The 4,880-nt window shown below is 31.8% G+C and carries 4 protein-coding genes and 1 pseudogene; 1 reads left to right on the top strand and 4 read right to left on the bottom strand.

The window, feature by feature from the left end:
* From sufC to AB1Z17_RS00495, 3 genes are all read right to left on the bottom strand, one after another.
* Window positions 1-572: Fe-S cluster assembly ATPase SufC (sufC, locus tag AB1Z17_RS00505; RefSeq protein ID WP_368049835.1), on the bottom strand; the 572-nt coding region annotated here is incomplete at its 3' end.
* A gap of 81 nt (window positions 573-653) precedes the next feature.
* Window positions 654-2,102: a Fe-S cluster assembly protein SufB gene (gene sufB / locus AB1Z17_RS00500; RefSeq protein ID WP_368049834.1), complete on the bottom strand. Its 1,449-nt coding sequence runs from the start codon at window positions 2,100-2,102 to the stop codon at window positions 654-656.
* 248 nt (window positions 2,103-2,350) lie between these two features.
* Entirely contained in the window at window positions 2,351-2,680 is a 330-nt protein-coding gene (locus AB1Z17_RS00495; protein WP_368049833.1) for a HesB/IscA family protein, read from the bottom strand.
* A 127-nt stretch (window positions 2,681-2,807) separates the two neighbouring features.
* On the opposite strand from AB1Z17_RS00495, the gene thiL reads away from it, so the two are divergent.
* Window positions 2,808-3,851, top strand: coding sequence for a thiamine-phosphate kinase (gene thiL, locus AB1Z17_RS00490; protein ID WP_368049832.1), 1,044 nt, complete (start codon window positions 2,808-2,810; stop codon window positions 3,849-3,851).
* A gap of 71 nt (window positions 3,852-3,922) precedes the next feature.
* On the opposite strand, the pseudogene AB1Z17_RS00485 reads toward thiL, so the two are convergent.
* Window positions 3,923-4,880, bottom strand: a pseudogene (locus AB1Z17_RS00485) (hypothetical protein); the annotation flags it as partial.

Here is a 4,880-nt window from a genome sequence, read left to right as displayed (position 1 = left end):
AGTTTGTTTACACCATTTGCAACAACCTTTAACGCATCAATATCTAAACCAGAATCTGTTTCATCTAAAATTGCAAGTTTAGGCTCTAACATTGCCATTTGAAAAATTTCGTTACGTTTTTTTTCTCCTCCTGAAAAACCTTCATTTAAAGAACGCGATAAAAATTTACGATCAATTTCTAGTAAATCTGCTTTTTCACGGATTAACTTTAACATGTCTTTTGCCGGTAAATCTTGTAAACCTTTTGCTTTACGAGTTTCGTTAATAGCGGTTTTTATAAAATTTGTAACCGTAACGCCAGGAATTTCAACAGGATATTGAAATGATAAGAAAATACCTTTGTGTGCTCTTTCTTCAGGAGCCATATCTTCTAAATCTTCATTATTTAAAATTACAGAACCTTCGGTAACTTCGAATTCTTCTTTTCCGGCAATAACTGCTGAAAGTGTGCTTTTCCCAGAACCATTTGGTCCCATAATAGCGTGTACTTCACCAGCTTTTATCTCGAGATTTATACCTCTTAAAATCTCCTTATCGTTAATACTTGCGTGTAAATTTTTTACTTTTAACATTTTCAATATTCGTTTAATAGTTTAATAGTTGAAAAGTGTAATAGTTTCTTCAACTTTTATATTCATTAGGTGGTAGGTAGATTATCCTACAGAACCTTCTAAACTTATTTCTAATAATTTTTGAGCTTCAACGGCAAATTCCATTGGTAATTTATTTAATACTTCTTTACTAAAACCATTTACAATTAATGCAATTGCTTTTTCAGTATCAATACCACGCTGATTGCAATAAAAAAGTTGATCTTCTCCAATTTTACTTGTCGTTGCTTCGTGTTCTACTTGAGCAGTTTTATTTTTAACTTCAATATATGGAAATGTATGTGCTCCACATAAATCTCCCATTAAAAGGGAATCACATTGCGAAAAGTTACGTGCATTTTTTGCTCTTGCGCCAATTTGCACCAAACCTCTGTACGAATTTTGTGAATGTCCTGCTGAAATTCCTTTAGAAATAATAGTACTTTTAGTATTGTTTCCTAAATGAATCATTTTTGTACCAGTATCTGCTTGTTGGTAATTATTGGTAACGGCAATTGAGTAAAATTCTCCAACAGAGTTGTCTCCTTTTAAGATACAACTCGGATATTTCCAAGTAACAGCACTTCCAGTTTCAACTTGAGTCCAAGAAATCTTTGCGTTTTTTTCGCATAAACCCCTTTTAGTTACAAAGTTGTAAACACCACCTTTTCCTTCAGCATCACCAGGGAACCAGTTTTGAACAGTTGAATATTTTATTTCCGCATCGTCTAAAGCAATTAATTCAACAACTGCGGCGTGTAACTGATTTTCATCACGTGCAGGAGCTGTACATCCTTCTAAATAACTTACAAAACTGCCTTCATCTGCAATAACTAATGTGCGTTCAAATTGCCCTGTTCCACCTTCATTAATTCTAAAATATGTTGAAAGTTCCATAGGACAGGTTACTCCTTTTGGAATATAACAGAAAGATCCATCGGAAAAAACAGCAGAATTTAAAGCTGCGTAAAAATTATCGGTAGTAGGAACAATAGTTCCTAAATATTTTCGCACCAATTCTGGGTGTTCTTGAATGGCTTCAGAAATTGGCATAAAAATAATACCTTTTTCCTTTAATGTTTTTTTGAAAGATGTTGCAACCGAAACGGAATCAATTACAATATCAACCGCTACATTTGATAAACGTTTTTGTTCATCTATAGAAATTCCAAGTTTTTCAAACGTTTTTAGCAATTCAGGATCAACTTGGTCTAAACTGTCTAATTTCGGTTTTTGAATTGGAGCAGAGTAGTAGCTAATGTCTTGAAATTTTGGTTTTTCATAATTAACATTTGCCCAATCTGGTTCCTTCATTTCTTTCCATACTTTAAAAGCTTCCAAACGCCATAAAGTCATCCATTCAGGTTCATTTTTCTTTTTAGAAATTGCGATTACAACTTCTTCATTTAAACCAACAGGAAATTTATCAGCTTCAATATCAGTATAAAAACCGTATTCGTACTCTTTTGTTTCGAGTTCTTTTTTTAAATCGTCTTCAGTAAACTTGTTCATTTTATTAATTTAAAGATTGAAAAATTAAATCAATCTATTTCAATATTCATTATTTAAAGTTGAATTTGTGTTTGCAAATTGTCATTCCTGTGAAAACAGGAATCTAAACCAATCATGTAAAATAAAACTGAGCCAACTAATTTACAAACTACATTTATAGTTGCTTGATATGGATACGTGCCTTCGCAGGTATGCCATTCGGTCAAAATTTCTAACCCTTCAACTTTTCAATTTTTAATCATTTTTCACTAAAGTGAAAATGATTCTCCACATCCACAAGTACGTTGTGCATTTGGATTATTAAACACAAAACCAGTACCGTTTAAACCACCAGAATATTCTAATGTTGTACCAACTAAATACAGAAAACTTTTTTTGTCAACAATAATTTTCACACCATTATCTTCAAAAACCTTGTCTTCACTTTGGTTTTCTTTATCAAATTTTAAATCGTAAGAAAGTCCTGAGCATCCACCGCTTTTAACCCCAACTCTCACAAAATCAACCTGTGGGTTAAAGCCATCATCAGTCATAAGCTCTACAACTTTCTTTTTTGCTATATCTGAAACTTTTATCATATTGCTTATATAGATTAATTCTAAATTAGTGCAAATATAGGTACAAAAAATGATTTATAGTATTTTTTTAATATGAATAAAATTGATAGTGTAATTGCTATTTCCTATAAAGATTTATCTTTGCAAAATGATAGAAGATAAAAACCAAGCGCGTACAAGTTTAGCAGAATTAGGTGAATTTGGGCTCATAAAGCACTTAACTCAAAACTTTAAAATAGCACATACCACTACAATTAAAGGAGTGGGTGATGATGCTGCTGTTTTGGACTTTAAAAATAAACAAGTGTTAGTTACAACCGATTTATTGATTGAAGGTGTGCATTTTGATTTAAGTTATATGCCCTTAAAACACTTGGGCTACAAAGCGGTAATGGCAAATTTATCCGATGTTTATGCAATGAATGGAGCCGCTTCGCAAATAACAGTTTCAATTGCGGTTTCTAACCGTTTTCCATTAGAAGCAATTGAAGAATTGTACGAAGGAATTCATTTGGCTTGTAAGAATTACACGATAGATTTGGTGGGTGGCGACACTACCTCTTCAGTTACTGGTTTACTCATTAGTATAACTGCAATTGGTGAAGCTAAAGCAGCAGATGTGGTGTATAGAAATATGGCAAAACCAAATGATTTATTGGTTGTAACAGGCGATTTAGGTGCTGCATATCTAGGATTACAAGTGCTGGAAAGAGAAAAACAGGTTTTTGAAGTAAATCCAAATTCTCAACCAGATTTAACAAATTATTCATATTTAATTGAAAGACAATTAAAACCAGAAGCAAGAAAAGACATAGTTAAATTATTACAAGATTTAGATGTAAAACCAACTGCTATGATTGATATTTCAGATGGACTTTCCTCTGAAATTTTACATATTTGCGACCAATCTAAAGTTGGGTGTAGTTTATACGAAGAAAAAATACCACTAGATCCTCAAGTTATTGCAACTTGCGAAGAATTTGATTTAAATAGTACAACTATTGCGCTAAGTGGAGGTGAAGATTACGAATTGTTATTTACAATTTCTCAGGAAGATTTTCCAAAAATTAAAGGAAATCCACATTTTACGGTAATAGGACATATTACTGATAAAAGTCAAGGTATAAATTTAGTCACAAGAGCTGGGCAGCAAATAGAGCTAACTGCACAAGGTTGGAATTCAATCAAATAGAGTAGGGTTCTTTGAGATTTTACTCTATTTGATTGGTTATATTGTTTGTAAGCAATTTCTATTCTATGTGATTATTTATATTCAAGTTCTTTAATTTCTTCAAAAGGAGAAAGCTTTAAGTTTTCAACACTGTTTTTATAATTTAACCAATCTGTTTTATAAAATTCATTAATTTTGAAAATTACTGCACTTACCTTTTCATCAGCATTTTTTACCAAATTGATTTCTGTTTGTCCAGGGTTTTGTAATAAAGAACTCACATACCTTCTGGCTTTATATAAATAAGAAATTGTACTTGGGAACTCAGTAGCAGTAATTCCTTGGCGTTTGTCTTCTTTTCCGAACATATCGTCCAGTAAACCATCAATTTTTTTCATTATTTCTGTGTGAGATTTCAAAATATCTTCATATTTTTTTTGTTTCTTTTGAGCTTTAATACGTTTTTGATAATCTTCAAGAATTTCTTTTGATGCTAATAAATGCTGTGTTGCTTTTGCTGCAACATCCATTTTATTTTCTAGTTGTTTTAAAAGATCGTATTTATTTTTTAAAACTTCAAAAGGCATTTCAACTCTTGGGTCATAAGCAATAGCTATTTTTTCTGTAGCTGTTTCATTTCCGTAATGAAGTTTTATTTTATAGTTCCCGGGCATTACTGATACGCCTCCTGGTTCCGAAGCATTTTCACGTGGTTTTCTTCTGGAAGGTCTTTGTTTCCCTTTTTCATTCATATACCAATACATTCTATGCACTCCGTTTTCTTTTGGAGCTTTTTGTTTTATAGTGCGTATTAATTCATTTTTATCATTAAAAACTTCAAAAATAATGGAGTCGAACGTTATTGGTGGTTTTTCTCCTTTTGAAGCAGTTGTTTCAGAACCTTTCTTCTTTTTATCAGTTTTTATTGTCGTTTTTTTTGTTTGAGGATTGGTTTTGCTATATGTTATCATAGCTCCCCCTTGTCTATTTTGGCCATTAAAAATTTCATTTTGACCAAAACCTGTTGCCGTAGGTTGTTTATTTTGTGTT

Origin of the sequence: Lutibacter sp. (assembly GCF_040883305.1) — a bacterium.
Classification (GTDB): Bacteria; Bacteroidota; Bacteroidia; order Flavobacteriales; family Flavobacteriaceae; genus Lutibacter.
The sequence above is the reverse complement of the archived record's forward strand: the minus strand, read 5'-3'. Positions and strand labels throughout refer to the sequence as shown.

Bases quoted from the DNA above. Each gene is read 5' to 3' on its own strand.
- sufB (WP_368049834.1), bottom strand. From the start codon at position 2,102: ATGAACAAGTTTACTGAAGACGATTTAAAAAAAGAACTCGAAACAAAA.
- thiL (WP_368049832.1), top strand. From the start codon at position 2,808: ATGATAGAAGATAAAAACCAAGCGCGTACAAGTTTAGCAGAATTAGGT.
- AB1Z17_RS00495 (WP_368049833.1), bottom strand. From the start codon at position 2,680: ATGATAAAAGTTTCAGATATAGCAAAAAAGAAAGTTGTAGAGCTTATG.